Source organism: Marichromatium gracile (assembly GCF_004343155.1).
GTDB lineage: Bacteria > Pseudomonadota > Gammaproteobacteria > Chromatiales > Chromatiaceae > Marichromatium > Marichromatium gracile.
Window position 1 is genome coordinate 403073 of sequence record NZ_SMDC01000001.1, and the last position, 14761, is coordinate 417833.

Annotated in this window: 12 protein-coding genes; 4 read left to right on the forward strand and 8 right to left on the reverse strand. The window is 71.1% G+C overall.

The genetic code is table 11. The annotated features are described in order from the left end of the window. Positions 1 to 24: 24 nt before the first annotated feature. From EDC29_RS01845 to EDC29_RS01875, 7 genes are read right to left on the reverse strand one after another with little or no spacing between them, the layout of a single operon-like run. Positions 25 to 327, reverse strand: a complete 303-nt coding sequence (locus tag EDC29_RS01845; RefSeq protein WP_005223158.1) for a DUF3240 family protein — start codon at positions 325 to 327, stop codon at positions 25 to 27. Next, the gene (locus EDC29_RS01850) at positions 324 to 3425 is read right to left on the reverse strand and encodes an efflux RND transporter permease subunit (protein WP_132228311.1); all 3102 of its coding nucleotides are present in this window, start codon (positions 3423 to 3425) and stop codon (positions 324 to 326) included. The genes EDC29_RS01845 and EDC29_RS01850 overlap by 4 nt, the downstream gene beginning before the upstream one ends. Beyond that, positions 3425 to 4510: an efflux RND transporter periplasmic adaptor subunit gene (locus EDC29_RS01855; RefSeq protein ID WP_123139018.1), complete on the reverse strand. Its 1086-nt coding sequence runs from the start codon at positions 4508 to 4510 to the stop codon at positions 3425 to 3427. The genes EDC29_RS01850 and EDC29_RS01855 overlap by 1 nt, the downstream gene beginning before the upstream one ends. Next, the gene (locus EDC29_RS01860; RefSeq protein ID WP_132228313.1) at positions 4507 to 5733 is read right to left on the reverse strand and encodes a TolC family protein; all 1227 of its coding nucleotides are present in this window, start codon (positions 5731 to 5733) and stop codon (positions 4507 to 4509) included. Before EDC29_RS01860 ends, EDC29_RS01855 begins: the two co-directional genes overlap by 4 nt. A gap of 28 nt (positions 5734 to 5761) precedes the next feature. After that, positions 5762 to 7120 (reverse strand): ATP-binding protein, encoded by a 1359-nt coding sequence (locus EDC29_RS01865; RefSeq protein WP_132228315.1) that lies wholly within the window; start codon positions 7118 to 7120, stop codon positions 5762 to 5764. Then, positions 7117 to 7779, reverse strand: coding sequence for a response regulator transcription factor (locus tag EDC29_RS01870; RefSeq protein ID WP_123139015.1), 663 nt, complete (start codon positions 7777 to 7779; stop codon positions 7117 to 7119). The genes EDC29_RS01865 and EDC29_RS01870 overlap by 4 nt, the downstream gene beginning before the upstream one ends. Next, positions 7776 to 8081 (reverse strand): PepSY domain-containing protein, encoded by a 306-nt coding sequence (locus EDC29_RS01875; protein ID WP_132228317.1) that lies wholly within the window; start codon positions 8079 to 8081, stop codon positions 7776 to 7778. Before EDC29_RS01875 ends, EDC29_RS01870 begins: the two co-directional genes overlap by 4 nt. 83 nt (positions 8082 to 8164) lie before the next feature. Here EDC29_RS01875 and EDC29_RS01880 point away from each other — a divergent pair, with 83 nt between their 5' ends. Genes EDC29_RS01880 through EDC29_RS01890 form a run of 3 tightly spaced genes read left to right on the forward strand, consistent with a single transcriptional unit; the run spans position 8165 to position 11280 of the window. Next, positions 8165 to 9406, forward strand: coding sequence for a cytochrome-c peroxidase (locus tag EDC29_RS01880; RefSeq protein ID WP_132228319.1), 1242 nt, complete (start codon positions 8165 to 8167; stop codon positions 9404 to 9406). Between the two features lie 18 nt (positions 9407 to 9424). Continuing rightward, positions 9425 to 10840, forward strand: a complete 1416-nt coding sequence (locus tag EDC29_RS01885) for an NAD(P)H-binding protein (protein ID WP_132228321.1) — start codon at positions 9425 to 9427, stop codon at positions 10838 to 10840. A 32-nt stretch (positions 10841 to 10872) separates the two neighbouring features. Then, positions 10873 to 11280 (forward strand): response regulator, encoded by a 408-nt coding sequence (locus tag EDC29_RS01890; protein WP_123139011.1) that lies wholly within the window; start codon positions 10873 to 10875, stop codon positions 11278 to 11280. Between the two features lie 13 nt (positions 11281 to 11293). Here the strand turns inward: EDC29_RS01890 and EDC29_RS01895 are convergent, their stop codons facing one another. Continuing rightward, a complete protein-coding gene (locus tag EDC29_RS01895) occupies positions 11294 to 12652 on the reverse strand; it encodes an ABC1 kinase family protein (RefSeq protein WP_132228323.1) in 1359 nt (452 codons plus the stop codon). 232 nt (positions 12653 to 12884) lie between these two features. Here EDC29_RS01895 and EDC29_RS01900 point away from each other — a divergent pair, with 232 nt between their 5' ends. Continuing rightward, complete coding sequence (locus tag EDC29_RS01900) at positions 12885 to 14759, forward strand: DEAD/DEAH box helicase (RefSeq protein WP_123143094.1); 1875 nt, start codon at positions 12885 to 12887, stop codon at positions 14757 to 14759. Positions 14760 to 14761: the final 2 nt, after the last annotated feature.

The window sequence follows — 14761 nt, forward strand, 5'->3', positions numbered from 1 at the left end:
CGTCCTGGCCGGGTTCGGTGATGGCTAGAGGCGCCCGTACTCGAGTACCGGCACCAGCCAGTGATGGATGCCGCTGCCGCCGAAGTCGGTGTGCAGCGCCACCAGCACCGCGCGCGCGGTCTCGGGCGGCAGGTGGATGAGGTACATCACCCGCTTGCTGTGCCCGGCGACCTGCTCGGCGAGCGAGAGCGAGTGCTCGGAGGCGCCGTGACCGGCCGCCGGCACGCTGGTGAAGCCCGGCACCTCGGGGCGTTCGAGCAGCCACTCGGCGAGGGCCTCGGCCGCCGCCGGGGGGACGACCAGATAGAGCAGGGTGTGATCGGTCATGCCTCGGACCTCGCGTCGGTGGGCGTGCCTGGTGTCGGTGGGGCGCCGAAGCGGCGATAGAGGATCGGCAGCAGGATCAGCGTCAGCGCGGTGGCCGAGACCAGGCCGCCGACCACCACGATCGCCAGCGGGCGCTGGATCTCGGAACCGGGTCCGGTGGCGAACAGCAGCGGCACCAGCCCGAAGGCGGCGATGCTGGCGGTCATCAGCACCGGTCGCAGCCGGCGCTGCGCGCCCTCCACCACCACCTGTCCGAGCGGGTGACCGAGGGTGCGCAACTGGTTGAAGTAGGTGACCATCACCACGCCGTTGAGCACCGCGATGCCGAGCAGGGCGATGAAGCCGACCGAGGCCGGCACCGATAGGTACTCGCCGGTGAGCGCCAGCGCGAACACCCCGCCGATCAGCGCGAAGGGCACGTTGGAGAGCACCAGCAGCGCCTGACGTACCGAGCCGAAGGTGGAGAACAGCACCAGGAAGATCAGCCCCAGCGCCACCGGCACCACCAGCGCCAGGCGCGCGGCGGCGCGTTGCTGGTTCTCGAACTCGCCGCCCCACTCCAGCCAGTAGCCGTCGGGCAGGTCGACGCGCTCGGCGACCGCCGCCCTGGCCTCCTCGACGAAGCCGACCAGGTCGCGGCCGCTGACGTTGGCGATGGCCACCGCGAGCTGGTTGCCGCGCTCGCGCGAGATCGCCACCGGGCCCTCGACGCGCTCGACGCGCACCAGGTTGGTCAGCGGCACGGCCCGCCCGTCGGGCAGGCTGATCTGCAGCGCCGCCAGTCGGGTCGGCGCGGAGCGTGCGCTCTCGGGGCCGCGGATCATCAGTGGCAGCCGCCTGGCATCGCGGTAGATGGTGCCGACGCGCAGCCCCTCGATCTGGGCGCGCAGCAGGCTCGCCAGGGCGTCGGCGTCGATGCCGAGTCGCCCGGCCTCGAGGCGGTCGATCTCCAGGTTGAGGTATTGCGCGCCCTCGTTGCGCGGGGTGTAGACGTCCTCGGCGCCGGGCAGCGATTCGAGTACGCCGACGACGGCCTCGGCGGCGGCGTTGAGGCCGTCCTGATCGGTGCCGAAGATCTTCACCGCCAGGTCGCCGCGCACGCCGGTGAGCATCTCCGAGACGCGCATCTCGATCGGCTGGGTGAAGGCGTAACCGAGCCCGGGGAAGCCGTCGAGCACCGCGCGGATGGCGTCGACCAGGGCATCCTTGGTGGCGAAGCGCCACTCCTCGCGCGGCGCGAGCACCAGGAAGCTGTCGGTCTGGTTGAGCCCCATGGGGTCGAGCCCGAGTTCGTCGGAGCCGGTGCGGGCGACGATCGCCCGCACCTCGGGGACCTGGTCGAGGATGGCGCGCTGCACCCGCTGGTCGATGGCGATCGACTCGTCGAGGGTGATCGAGGGCAGCTTCTCGAGCTGCACGATCAGGTCGCCCTCGTCGAGCGTCGGCATGAACGACTTGCCGACCTGGGTGTAGACCGCCCCGGCGGCGAGCAGCAGCGCCAGCGCCGCGCCCACCACCACCCGGGCGTGACTCAGCGCCCAGTCGAGCAGCGGGCCATAGAGCCGGGCGAGCTGGCGCGGCAGCCAGGGGTCGCGATGGGCGCCGGCGCCGAGCAGGAAGGAGGAGAGCACCGGGATCACCGTCAGCGCCAGCAGCAGCGAGCTGGCGAGCGCGAACACGATGGTCAGCGCCACCGGCACGAACAGCTTGCCCTCGAGCCCCTGCAGGGTGAGCAGCGGCAGGAAGACGATGATGATGATGAGGATGCCCGAGGCGACCGGCACCGAGACCTCGCGCACCGCGCGATAGATCAGGTGCAGTCGCGGCAGCCGGCCGCCGCCGCCGCCGCGGGCGAGCTGGGTGACCACGTTCTCGACCACCACCACCGCGGCGTCGACCAGCATGCCGATGGCGATCGCCAGGCCGCCGAGCGACATCAGGTTGGCCGAGAGCCCGAACTGACGCATCAGGATGAAGGTGCCGAGCGCGGCCAGCGGCAGCACCAGGGCGACGGTGAGCGCCGCGCGCAGATCGCCGAGGAACAACACCAGCAGCACCACGACCAGTATCGTGGCCTCGATCAGCGCCTTGGAGACGGTGTGCACCGCGCGCCCGACGAGCTTGCCGCGATCGTAGAAGACCTCGACCCGCACCCCATCGGGCAACCCCGGGGCGAGTGCGTCGAGCTTGGCCTGGACGCCCTCGATCAGGGTGCGCGCGTTGGCCCCGCGCAGCCCCAGCACCAGTCCCTCGACGGTCTCGCCGGCGCCGTTGCGCGTGACCGCGCCGTAGCGGGTGAGCGCCGAGCGGCGGACCTCGGCGACATCGGCCATCCGCACCGGCTCGCGGGCGTCGGCGACCACCACCACGGCGGCGAGGTCGGCGAGGGTCTGGATCGCGCCCTCGCTGCGCACCAGCAACGTCTCCTCGCCCTCGTCGAGCCGTCCGGCGCCGTCGTTGCGGTTGTTGCGTTCGAGCGCCGCGCGCAGGTCGGCGAGCTGGATGCCGCGGGCGGCCATGCGGGCGTTGTCGGGGACCACCTCGAAGGTGGTGACATAGCCGCCGAGGGCGTTGACCTCGGCCACCCCGGGCACCGAGCGCAGCGCCGGGCGGATGGTCCAGTCGAGCAGATCGCGGCGTTCGGCGAGCGACAGGTCGCCGCCCTCGATGCTGAACATGAACATCTCGCCCAGCGGCGTGGTCATCGGCGCGATGCCGCCGGAGAGCCCGCTGGGCAGGTCGTCCCAGACGCCGTTGAGGCGCTCGGCGACCTGCTGGCGTGCCCAGTAGATGTCGGTGCCCTCGGCGAAGTCGATGGTGATGTCGGTGAGGCCGTACTTGGCCACCGAGCGCAGCATGGTCTGGTCGGGGATGCCGAGCAGCTCCACCTCGATGCGGCTGGTGATGCGCTCGGCGACCTCCTCGGGGGTCATTCCCGGGGCCTTGACGATGATCTTGACCTGGGTGGTCGAGACGTCTGGGAAGGCATCGATCGGGGTCTGCTGGATGGCCTGCCAGCCGCCGCCGATCAGCGCCAGCATCGCCAGCAGCATCAGCAACCGCTGGGTGAGCGCGAATTGGATCAGGCGCGCGAGCATCACTCGCCTCCCTGCCAGGCGGCCTTGATCGCGATCACGCCGGTCACCGCGACGCGGTCGTCGGCGCCGAGCGCGCCGCCGACCACCACCTGGTCGTCGGTCGCGCCGAGCAGCTCGACCGGCTGCGGCGCAAAGCCGCCGTCGCGGGCGACGAACACCAGGGTGGTGTCACCGTCGCGCACCAGTGCCGCGGCCGGCAGTCGCCAGCCGGCGCCGGTGGCGCGGGCGAGCTGGACCTCGATGAACTGTCCCGGGCGCAGCTCGGTGCCGGGGTCGTTGATCGCGGCGCGGACCAGCACGCCCTGGTCGAGTGCGTGGACCTGACGGCCGACGGTGGTGATCACCGCCTCGCGCGCCAGCGCCGGCAGGTGCACGCGACTGCCGGGGGCGAGGCCGTCGAGTTCGTCGAGCGGCACGTGGATCTCCAGCCACAAGGGATCGAGCTGGCCGATGCGATAGAGCGGGGCGGCCTGGGCCACCGATTCGCCGGTGTCGACCAGCTGCTCGAGCACCACCCCGGAGATCGGCGCGCGCACGCTGAGGGTGCTGGTGAGGGTGTGGTTGCGGTCGAGCTCGGCGAGCTCGGTCTCGGCAAAGCCGGCGAGCCGCAGTAGCTGACGCTGTTGCTCGACCTGGGTGGCGAGTTCGCGCTGGGTGGCCTCGCGTTCGCGCAGCCGCCGCTCGGCGATCACCCCCTCGCGATGGAGCTGACGGTCGCGGGCGAGTTCGCCCTCGGCCAGCTCCAGACGGATCAGCGCCTCGAGATACTGACGCTGGATATCGACCAGCGCGGGGCTACGCAGCTCGGCGAGCAGGTCGCCGGCGGCGACCCGGTCGCCCTCGGCCACGGCCAGGCGTTCGAGCACGCCGTCCTGGCGCGCGGCGACCACCCGCAGTTGTGGGTTGGGGACGCGGACCTCGGCCGGATAACGGCGCCCGAGGCTGTGCTCGACCGCCTCGGGGGCGACCAGCTCGATCCCGAAGGCGGCCTGCGCCGCCGCGTCGAGGGCGATCGGCGCGGCGGCCTGGACCAGCACCGGGAGCAGCAACAGGGGCGCCAGGGCGTGGCGGGAGAAGCGATTCATTGGGGGATGACTCCGAGTGCCTGATTGAGTCGGGCCTGGGCGCGCCCCAGCTCCAGCCGGCGCAGTGCCAGATCGAGGCTGGCGACGCGGGCGCTGGCCTGGGTGCGCAGCAGATCGGTGAGGTCGCGCTCGCCGAGGTCGAAGGCGCGTCGTCCCAGCTGCAGCGCCTGCTGGGCGAGGGCGTGGCGCCGTTCGGCGACGGTGAGCGCGGTGGCCGCGCCCTCGCGGGCGAGCTGGGCGGCGATCAGGGTGCGCTCGGCGGCGAGTCGGGCACGCTGCAGGTCGGTGGCGCGCTCGGTATAGCCGCGCTCGGCGCGGGCCAGCGCCGGGGCCGACTGGCTGGCGAGTCCGAAGGGCAGACTGATCTCGAGCTGCAGCGAGTCGGCGGTGTCGGCGCCGCGGACCTCGCGGGCGCGCTTGCCGCCGACGCTGAGCACCGGGTTGCCGCGCCGCTCGCGCTGGGCCTGTTCGCGCTCGGCGCGGGCCAGCGCCAGGGCGCTGTCGGCGTCCTCGAGCAGCGGGTGGTCGGTGGGCAGTGCGTCGGTGCTGGCGGGCGTCTCGCGCAGCGGTTCGGGCAGCGTCTGCAGGCCGGTGAGTTGGCGATAGTCGGCGAGTGCGCGATCGTGTTCGAGCTGCGCGTCGCGCAGCTCGGCCTCGCGCTCGAGCGTCTGCTGGCGGGCGACCAGCAGGTCGACCCGCGCCAGCTCGCCGGCACCGACCCGCTTGTCGATCGCCGCCTCCAGGGCGCGGGCGTCGCTCAGTGCCTGCTCGGTCTGACGCAGCCGCCCGGCGGCGATCGCCGCCGCCCAGCTCTTCTCGCGCACCTCGCCGGCGATCTCCCAGCGCAGCCGCCGGTCGAGGCTGCCGGCCTGACCGCCGACGGCGGCGGCGACCTGGCGGCGCGCGTCGCGCTGACCGGGCAGCCACAGCGGCATGTCGACCATGGTCTCGACCTCGTAGGCCCCGGCGTCCTCGGTGGCGCGGTCGCTGAGATAGCTCAGGCGCAGCGCGGGATCGGCGGCGAAGGGGCTGGCGGCCTGACGGGCGAGGGCGTCGCGCTCGCCGGTGATGGCCTGGGGGCGAGCCAGCTCGCCGCTGCGTTCGAGCGCCGCGCCGACCGCCTCGCCGAGGGTTCCGGCGGCGGCCGGCGCGGCGGCGAGGGCGAGCAGCAGTGCCAACGGCAGGACGCCGAGGGGTCGAGTGGGGGGGTGTCTTGTGTCCATGGGTCCATCCTGGACCCCGGAGCTGAAATCAAGCTGAACGCGGGGCGCGATCGCTGGTGGGGTGTTCGAGCGTGAGCCGGGCCTCGGCGCGCAGGCCGCCGAGCGGGGCGTGTGTGAGTGTCAGTTGGCCGCCGTAGCCCTCGACGATCTCGCGCACGATCGCCAGCCCCAGGCCATGACCGCTGACCTGCTCGTCGAGTCGCAGACCGCGCTCGGTGAGTGTGGCCAGGGCCGCCTCGGCGCAGCCGGGGCCGTCGTCGTCGACGCGGATCAGCAGCTCCCCGTCGTTGACCGAGAGCGTTGCCCGAACCTCGCCCTCGGCCCACTTGCAGGCGTTGTCGAGGAGGTTGCCGAGGAGTTCGAGCATGTCCTCGCGATCGACCGCGAGCGGTCCCCGGATCGCGCTGTCGAACGCGATGTGGAGCTGCTTGGGGGCGTGCATGCGTTTGAGCAGTCGCGCCAGCACCGGCAGTTCCTCCTCGGGTTCGAAGTAGAGCGCCGCGCCGCCGGCGCCGGCGAGCCGGGCACGTTTGAGTTGACGCTCGGCGATCTGGCGCAGTCGCTCGACCTGATCGAGCAGCCCCTGGCGCTGCTCGGCGTCGAGCGCCAGGGTGTCGGCGGCGAGCTGCTGGCGCAGCAGGGTCAGCGGTCCCTTGAGCGCATGGGCGAGGTTGCCGGCGGCGGTGCGCGAGCGTTCGAGACGCTGGCCGAAGCGCTCGAGCAGGCGGTTGAACTTGCGCACCAGCGGCAGGATCTCGGGCGGGACCTGCTCGGTGAGGGTGCCGGCGCGTCCGTGTTCGAGCCGCTCGATGTCGCGATAGAGCGGGCGCAGGCTGGTGAAGGCGCGCTGCACGATCAGCCGTTGCAGCACCAGGCTCAGTGCCAGCCCGCAGACCGCGAGCAGCGCGAACAGCCGCTCGAAGAAGTCGATCTCGGTATCGAACTCGCTGACGTCCTCGGCGATGGTGAGGGTGAGGAGATGCGCGTCGAGACGATAGCCGCCGGCCCACACCAACAACGACTGCCGATCCGGGCCGGCGGCGCGCCAGGCGGCGGTCTCGCCGGGGGCCAGCGCCCGGGTGTCGAGGTCCTCGTCCCACAGCGAGCGCGAGCGTAGTCGGTTGCCCTGGTCGTCCTCGACGACGAAGTAGTGGCCCGAGAGCGGCTGGTTGTAGACCGGGGTGAGATGGCGCGCGGCGACGTGCAGATGACCGTGACCGCTGCGCAGCGAGCCGAGCAGGCCCTCGGCGTCGTGCTCCAGACGCGAGTAGATGACGCTCTCCGAGCTGTGGTGGAGGGCGATGTGACCGATCCACCAGGCGCTGCCGATCACCGCCGTCAGCGCCAGCGCCAGCCCCAGGTGCAGCCGGGTCTCGAGCGAGATCATCGGCGTCTGAGCCGATAGCCCTGGCCGCGCAGGGTCTCGATGCGTTCGCGCCCGATCTTCTCGCGCAGCCGCCGGATATAGACCTCGATGAGATTGCCGCTCGGCTCGGCGTCGAGGTCGTAGACGTGCTCCATCAGCTGGGTCTTGGAGAGGATGCGCCCGGGGTTGCGCAGCAGGTAGCGCAGCAGGCGGAACTCGGTGCCGGTGAGCGGGTGTGTCTGGCCGTCCTCGAGCACCACGCGCTGACCGTCCTCGTCGAGGCTGAGCCCGTCGACCGCGAGGGTGCGTCCGGCGGCGGGGGCGGCGCGGCGGGTCAGGGCATTGAGCCGGGCGAGCAGTTCCTCGACGTGGAAGGGCTTGCCGAGATAGTCGTCGGCCCCGGCCTTGAGCCCGTCGACACGTTCGTGCCAGGCGTCGCGCGCGGTCAGCACCAGCACCGGCAGGTCGCGCCCGTGTGCGCGCCAGTGACGCAGCACCTCGAGTCCGGGGCGGCGCGGCAGTCCGAGGTCGAGCACCACCACGTCATAGGGCTCGGTGTCGCCGAGCTGCTCGCCGCCGATGCCGTCGGCGGCATGATCGACGGCGAACCCGGCGGCCTTGAGCGCCGGCAGCAGCGCCGCGACCTGGGCCGGGTCATCCTCTACCAATAACAGTCTCATGGCTCGATCTCGTGGTGCAGCGGGCGGGCGGTGGCGGCATCGAGTTCGAGCTCGTGGACCCGGCCATCGGCATCGAGGATCTTGATCTCGTAGCGATATCCACCATGTCGATGTTCGAGTTCGGCCTCGATCAGCTGGCCGGGGCGCAACCGTGCGGCCTGTTCGAGCAGCTGCTCCATGGGCAGGATCTGGCCGTACTTGCGGAGCTGCCGCACCTTGTCGTGGTCGAGGTGGTCGTCGGCGCCCGCGCAGATGGTCAGTGACAGCAGACCGAAAGCGAGCAGGGGGACTGTGGTCTTCATGCAGAGGGTCCGTTGCGGCTCACGGCGCGGGCGTGACCCGTGCCGATCGATGCCCAAGAAGTGTAAACGAGGTTCCTGAACCCATGCTGAACATCACTGCAAGCAGCCGGGTGCGCTGGCTGGGCGTCGCGTTTGCGCTCGGCGCCGCGTCGACCGGCGCCAGCGAGCTGTCGCCGCCATCGTCGCTGGTGGCGCTGGGCCGGGCGCTGTTCTTCGATACCGGGTTGTCCGAGCCGCCCGGGCAGTCATGTGCGAGCTGCCACCTGCCGGGTGCCGGCTGGAGCGGCCCGGACAGCGCGATCAATGCCGCCGGTGCGGTCCAGCCCGGGGCGGTGCCCGGACGTTTCGGCAATCGTCGCGCGCCGACCCTGGCCTACGCGAGCTTCAGCCCGCCGCTGTATCTCGACGAGGAGAGTGGCGGTTTCGTCGGTGGCAACTTCTGGGACGGTCGCGCCACCGGCTGGCTGCTCGGTGACCCGCTCGCCGAGCAGGCCCAGGCGCCATTGCTCGACCCGCTCGAGCATAACCTTGCCGATGCCGCCGAGGCGGTCGAGCGGGTCTGTGCCGGGCCGCGGGGGCGAGCGCTGCGCGACTGGTTCGGCGAGAGCGTCTGCGCCGAGCCGGTCGCTGGGTTCAACGCCATTGCCCGCGCGCTCGCCGCTTACCAGTCATCGCCCGAGGTCAACGCCTTCAGCTCCAAGTACGACCATTATCTGCGCGATCCCGAGCGCTATCCGCTGAGCGCCGAGGAGGCCCGGGGGCTGGAGCTCTTCGCCCGCGCCGACAAGGGCAACTGCGCCGCCTGTCATCCGCACACCCCGGGGGCGGACGGCAGTCCGCCACTGTTTACCGACTTCACCTACGACAACCTCGGTGTCGGGCGTAACCCCGACAACCCCTGGTACGCGATGGCCGGCTACAACCCCGATGGGCGTGCCTGGCGCGATCCCGGGCTGGGAGGCCTGCTCGCCCGGGTGCCGCGCTTCGCGGCCCTGGCTGGGGCGCAGCTCGGCAAGCACAAGGTGCCGACCCTGCGCAATGTCGATCGTCGTCCCGCGCCCGGATTCGTGCGCGCCTACATGCACAACGGCGCCCACAAGGGGCTGGAGACGGTGGTGCACTTCTACAACACGCGCGATCTCAAGCCGGTCTGCGAGGACCTGGCCGCGCCGCGTCCGGGCAACAACTGCTGGCCACGCCCGGAGGTGGCGCGTAACGTCAATGATGACGAGCTGGGTGATCTCGGCCTCGATGCCGAGGAGGAGGCCGCCATTGTCGCCTTCCTGCGAACACTCAGCGACGGTTGGGACGCGCCACAGGATTGATCGGATCGAGGAGGTTGGATGAGTGAGCAGGGACGGCCCCAGGTGGCGGTCGCCGGTGCCAGCGGTTTCATCGGCACCGCGTTGTGCCGGACGCTGGCCGAGCACCACGAGGTGGTGGCGTTGACCCGCTCGCCGGCGCGGGCGCGGATTCCGGACCCCGAGCGGCGTATCGGCTGGCGTCGCTGCGATCTGTTCGACGTCGAGGCGGTGCGCGCCGGGCTGCAGGGCTGCGATCTCGCGGTCTATCTGGTGCACTCCAACGCCCCTTCGTCGCGGTTGACCCAGGCCGCGGCGCGCGACATGGATCTGATTCTTGCCGACAACTTCGCCCGCGCCGCGGCGGCCTGCGGGGTGCGTCAGATCGTCTTCGTCAGCGCGCTGATCCCCGAGGGCTTCGAGATCGCGCCGCTGCTGTGGAGCCGGCGCGAGGTGGAGCTGACGCTCGCCGCTCACGGCACCCCGGTGAGCGTGCTGCGCGCCGGGCTGGTGGTGGGGCCGGGCGGTTCCGGGCTCGGGCTGCTGGTCGATCTGGTGCGCCGTCTGCCGCTGCTGGCGCTACCGCCGGAGGCGCGCTCGCCGACCCGCCCGATCGCTCTCGACGACCTGGTGCGCGCCATCCTGCTGTGTCTGGAGCGCCCCGAGGACTATCGCGGGGTGTTCGATCTCGGTGGTCCCGAGTGGTTGAGCCATGCCGAGATGGTGCGTCAGTGCGCCGAGGTGATGGGGGTGCGACGCTGGGTGTTCACCCTGCCGTGGTTGCCGCTGGGGGTGGTCGCGTGGGTGGCGCGGCGGGTCTCAGGGGCCAGTCCCGCGTTGGTCGGGCCGGTGGTCGAGAGTCTGCCGCAGCGGCTGCGAATACGTGACAATGCGCTGCAACGGGCGATCGCGCCCTCGGCCCTCGCCTTCCGTCGGGCGCTGGCGCAGTCGCTCGCCGCCGATGGTCGTCACCTGCAGCCCAACCCGCGCCGCCCGATCCAGCTCGAGGACCGGGCGCAACTGCGCGAGGCGAGCCGGGTACGCTCGATCCAGCGCATCATCCTGCCGCCGGGACAGGACGCGGCCTGGGTGGCGGGCAACTATTTCCGCTGGCTGGGACGCTGCTGCTGGCCGCTGGTGGCCAGTCGCGAGTGCGCCGACGGCGGTTGGGAGGTCGGGCTGCGACTGCCCCGGGTGGTACTGTTGCGGCTGCGTCCGGCGGCGGCGATGAGCACGGCACAGCGGCGGGTCTATCACATCGACGGTGGATTGCTGGCCCGCGCCGAGACCGGCGGGCGGTTCGAGTTCCATACCCTGCTCGATGGCCGCTACACCATGGCCGCGATCCACGACTATGCCCCGGCGCTGCCCTGGTATCTCTATCTGTGGACCCAGGCGGCGATCCATCTGCGGGTGATGCGTCGCTATCAGCGCCGGCTGGCGCGACTGGCGCGCTGAATGCTCGGCGATCAGGCAAGGAGGGCACGCTCATGGAGTCCCAATCCCTTTCCCCGTTGCAGGGTCTGCGGCTGCTGGTCGCCGAGGACAACGAGATCACTCTGTGCGTGCTCCAGGAGATCCTCGAGGGCGAGGGGGCGCGGGTGACCGGCGTCGGCGACGGCGAGCAGGCGCTCGCCGCACTCGATACCGACGACGATTACCAGCTGCTCCTCACCGACCTGCGGATGCCGGTGGTCGATGGTCTGACGCTGGCGCGGCGCTGCCGTGAGCGTCTCCCCGGGATCCCGGTGGTGGGGCTGACGGTCGCGCTGCTGCCCGAGACCTGCGCCCAGGCCAACGAGGCCGGTATGGCCGAGCTGCTGGAGAAACCGCCGGACATCGATGCGCTGGTGGCGGCGGTACTGCGCCACGCTCGCTGGCCGGGCGACGCCGACTGAGCCGGAGCGGTGCTCAGGCGGCCGCGGCCGCGGGCGCCGGCGGCCGGATCACGCCCTCGACCATCGCGGCGAGATCGACGCGCGCGCGCAGTCGGCGCGAGAGCATGAACGAGCCCATGAACTTGCGGTGCAGGAACATCGTCTCCGGCGCCGGGGCGGTGCTGAAGGCGCCGGAGCGGAACAGCTCGCGCCCCTGGCGGTAGACGCGCTCGAACAGGTCGGAGGTGCCGAAGTCGTAGTGGTCATCGGTGCTCAGCGGCTCGGCGGCGAGCTGCAGCAGGTCGAGCATGGTGCCGATGTGCTCGACCGGGTCGTCGGCGCCCATGTAGCCGAGCGCGACTGAGGCCTCGCGCATGCCCTCGCGATCGCTGTCGATGGTGGCGAGCGCCAGGCGGCGGAACGCGGCGACGTGCTCGGGGGCGACGCCGTGGGTGGCGCCGAAGTCGAGCAGGGCGATACGGCCGCTGTCGGCGTCGTAGAGATAGTTGCCGAAGTTGGGGTCGGTCTGCACCAGGCCGAACTCGAACAGCTCGCGCAGGGTCAGGCGCATCAGCGCGGTGGCGGCGCGATCGCGCGCGGCGCGGCGGTAGTCGGCGCCGGCGAGGCGGTCGACCGGTACGCCGTCGACGAAGTCCATCGCCAGCACGTTGCGGGTGGTGAGGTCGCGATGCACCGCCGGGACCAGGAAGTCGGGGTCGTCGCCGAGTCGCGCGCGATAGCACTCGAGGGCCTCGGCCTCGGCGTCGTAGTCGGCCTCGCGATGGAGCTGGCGGCGCGCCTCCTCGAGAAAGGGCTTGATGTCGATGCCCTTGGGGGCCATGCCGAAGGTCTGGCCGAGCAGGGCGAGGTTGTCGATGTCGCTGTCGATGCTGTCGCGCACCCCGGGGAACTGGATCTTCAGCGCCAGACGGCGACCGTCGCGGGTCTCGGCGCGGTGCACCTGGCCGATCGAGGCGGCGGCGATCGGTTTGAACTCGAAGCGGCTGAAGCGCTTGTCCCAGTCCGCCCCGTACTCGCGCTCGAGCACCTGGCTGAGCTGACTCATCGGCATCGGTTCGGCGCGCTCGCGCAGCGCACTCATGATCTCGGCGGCCTCCGGGGTGAAGATGTCCGAGCCTTCCATCGACATCAGTTGGCCCATCTTCATCACCGCACCGCGCATCCGCGCCAGCCGCTCGGTGAAGCGCCGGGTGTGCTCGGGCGAGAGCTGGATGCGCGCCGGCTCGCCGCTGTTGCGACTGCGCGCCAGCTCGAACATCCCCTTGACGCCGACGCCGGCGGCCAGGTCGGTGGTCGCACGACCGAGGTGCCAGAGACGGCTGAGACGGCGGCTGGGGACGGCGCTTCCCGGCTGCTTGGTGGATTTGGTCATGATGAATTCCTTATCGAAATATTAAGGTTTAACCCAATGTAGGCGCGGCATGGAGTGGCGACAAGGCAAAATCGCAACCCTTGCGGTGGCGGTGATGGTGTGTGGAAAAGGTGAAATCACTTGCAGTTGCACGCACATAGTTCAATAATAAACAGTTTCCTCGCGATCTCCGGCAGGCCATCCCGGCCTTCTTTGCAAGCGCGCCTTTCTCTCTCCCCTTCGAGGCTCCACCATGGATACCCCTGACACGAGCACCGGTTTCGCCGATCTCGGTCTCTCCCCCGCCGTCACCCAGGCCGTTGGTGATCTCGGCTATGAGTCCCCCACCCCGGTTCAAAGCCAATGTATCCCGCACCTGCTCGCCGGGCGTGACCTGCTCGGTCAGGCCCAGACCGGCACCGGCAAGACCGCGGCCTTCGCCCTGCCGCTGTTGAGCCGTCTCGATCTCGATGCCGGGGGACCGCAGATCCTGGTGCTGGCGCCGACCCGCGAGCTCGCGCTGCAGGTCGCCGAGGCCTTCCAGGAGTACGCCGCGCACCTGCCCGGCTTCCTGGTGCTGCCGATCTATGGCGGTCAGAGCTACGGGCTGCAGATCAGCCAGCTCAAGCGCAAGCCGCAGGTGATCGTCGGCACCCCGGGTCGGGTGATGGACCACATCCGTCGCGGCACCATGTCGCTCGCCGGGATCCGCGCCCTGGTGCTCGACGAGGCCGACGAGATGCTCAACATGGGCTTCGCCGAGGACATCGACTGGATCTTCGAGCAGGCGCCGGAGGAGCGGCAGGTGGCGCTGTTCTCGGCGACCATGCCGCGCGCCATCCGTCAGGTGGCCGAGAAGCGGCTGCGCGACCCCATGCTGGTGCAGGTGGCGGCCGACTCGGAGACGGTCGACACCATCGATCAGCACCACTGCGTGGTCACCCGCTTCCACAAGCTCGACGTGCTCACCCGCATCCTCGAGATCGAGGAGTTCGACGGCATGGTGGTCTTCGTGCGCACCAAGCACGGCACCACCGAACTGGCAGACAAGCTCAAGGCCCATGGGTTCGCCGCCGAGGCGCTCAACGGCGACATGAACCAGGAGATGCGCGAGCGCACCATCGAGCGGCTCAAGCAGCGCCAGCTCGATATCCTGGTCGCCACCGACGTGGCCGCGCGCGGACTCGATGTCGAGCGCATCAGCCATGTCGTCAACTTCGACATCCCCACCGACCCCTCGGCCTATGTCCACCGTATCGGCCGCACCGGCCGTGCCGGTCGCGCCGGTCGCGCGCTGCTGCTGGTCGAGCCGCGCGAGCGCGGGCTGCTGCGCGCCATCGAGCGCACCATCCGCCGCAGCGTGCCGGCGATGGAGCCGCCCTCGGCGGCCGATCTCAGCGAGTCGCGTATCGATCGCTTCACCGCCGAGATCAAGGAGGCGCTCGGCCAGGACCTCGATTTCTTCTATCGCCTGCTGTCGCGGCTCAACACCGAGCTGGAGGTCGAGATGCACGACCTCGCCGCGGCGCTCGCCTATCTCAACCAGCGCGAGCGTCCGCTGGAGATCCAGGAGGAGCTGCCGCGGCCGCGCCCGTCGCGCGAGCGTCATGACCGCGGTCCGCGTCTCGAGCGGGGCGCTCGTCCCGAGCGCGGTGATCGCGGCGAGCGTCGCCCGCGTCGCGAGCGCGACCACGACGCCGGCCGGCCGCCGCAGGGCGATCTCGAGCACTACCGCATCGAGGTCGGTCATCAGCATGGCGCCACCCCGCGCGAGATCGTCGGCGCCATCGCCAACGAGGCCGGGCTGGAGGGCCGCTTCATCGGCCGCATCGACATCCAGGACGATCACTCGGTGGTCGACCTGCCCAAGGGCATGCCGCGCGAGGTCTTCCAGCACCTCAAGCGGGTCTATGTCCGTGGTCAGGCGCTGCGCATCTCGGCGCTCGATCAGAGCGAGGGCGAGCCGCGCCGTGGCACCGCCGCACCGGTGCGCGAGGGGCGTCCGGGCAAGCCGCGTCCCGGCAAGTTCGTGCCCGGGCGGCAGCGCGGCGAGCGCACGCCGGTGCGTCGTGGCGCGCCCGGCGAGAAGGAGTGGCGGCCGCGCCCGAATCGCAAGCCGCGCGACTGAGA

What these genes read in the sequence shown, in the direction of transcription:
- EDC29_RS01880 (WP_132228319.1), top strand. Translation starts at nt 8,165, where the DNA reads ATGCTGAACATCACTGCAAGCAGCCGGGTGCGCTGGCTGGGCGTCGCG.
- EDC29_RS01900 (WP_123143094.1), top strand. Translation starts at nt 12,885, where the DNA reads ATGGATACCCCTGACACGAGCACCGGTTTCGCCGATCTCGGTCTCTCC.
- EDC29_RS01860 (WP_132228313.1), bottom strand. Translation starts at nt 5,733, where the DNA reads ATGGACACAAGACACCCCCCCACTCGACCCCTCGGCGTCCTGCCGTTG.
- EDC29_RS01845 (WP_005223158.1), bottom strand. Translation starts at nt 327, where the DNA reads ATGACCGATCACACCCTGCTCTATCTGGTCGTCCCCCCGGCGGCGGCC.
- EDC29_RS01885 (WP_132228321.1), top strand. Translation starts at nt 9,425, where the DNA reads ATGAGTGAGCAGGGACGGCCCCAGGTGGCGGTCGCCGGTGCCAGCGGT.
- EDC29_RS01870 (WP_123139015.1), bottom strand. Translation starts at nt 7,779, where the DNA reads ATGAGACTGTTATTGGTAGAGGATGACCCGGCCCAGGTCGCGGCGCTG.
- EDC29_RS01895 (WP_132228323.1), bottom strand. Translation starts at nt 12,652, where the DNA reads ATGACCAAATCCACCAAGCAGCCGGGAAGCGCCGTCCCCAGCCGCCGT.
- EDC29_RS01855 (WP_123139018.1), bottom strand. Translation starts at nt 4,510, where the DNA reads ATGAATCGCTTCTCCCGCCACGCCCTGGCGCCCCTGTTGCTGCTCCCG.
- EDC29_RS01865 (WP_132228315.1), bottom strand. Translation starts at nt 7,120, where the DNA reads ATGATCTCGCTCGAGACCCGGCTGCACCTGGGGCTGGCGCTGGCGCTG.
- EDC29_RS01890 (WP_123139011.1), top strand. Translation starts at nt 10,873, where the DNA reads ATGGAGTCCCAATCCCTTTCCCCGTTGCAGGGTCTGCGGCTGCTGGTC.
- EDC29_RS01875 (WP_132228317.1), bottom strand. Translation starts at nt 8,081, where the DNA reads ATGAAGACCACAGTCCCCCTGCTCGCTTTCGGTCTGCTGTCACTGACC.
- EDC29_RS01850 (WP_132228311.1), bottom strand. Translation starts at nt 3,425, where the DNA reads ATGCTCGCGCGCCTGATCCAATTCGCGCTCACCCAGCGGTTGCTGATG.